The organism is Tepidiforma sp. (genome assembly GCF_026419595.1).
Taxonomy (GTDB): Bacteria; Chloroflexota; Dehalococcoidia; order Tepidiformales; family Tepidiformaceae; genus Tepidiforma.
In genome coordinates this window covers 1-318 of sequence record NZ_JANZZD010000094.1, presented here as the reverse complement: position 1 = coordinate 318, position 318 = coordinate 1, and the positions used below count along the sequence as shown (strand labels likewise).

The following is a 318-nucleotide window of genomic DNA, read 5'->3' as shown; positions in this document are numbered from 1 at the left end:
GGGAACGCCGCCTCCACCTCGGCTTGCCAAGCCGTATCGGTCGCGAAAGCGTGCCCGCGCGCTACTTGCCGTGCTGCGTACAAATCGAGCAGTTCTTGGGCAGCCTCGGAGGCCGCGGCGCGCGCTTGTGCCTTATGCTGCTCCCATTCCGCCCCGCCTAGACGGTGCGGTGCGGGCGTGAACCCCTCCGGCGCGACGTAGTGCGTTAGCCGATCGGCCTGATGAATAGGCACATAAAGCTGATCGCCGTTCGCGTACTCGATGAGCAAATACTCACGCTCGATGTCGTCTACACTGCGTTGGACCAGTCCTCTGTAC

Annotated in this window: 1 protein-coding gene; it reads right to left on the bottom strand. The window is 63.2% G+C overall.

The features are described from left to right. Positions 1 to 269 (bottom strand): CarD family transcriptional regulator (locus N2041_RS14525; RefSeq protein ID WP_297679314.1); only part of this gene is annotated, 269 nt, incomplete at its 3' end. Positions 270 to 318 lie beyond the last annotated feature (49 nt).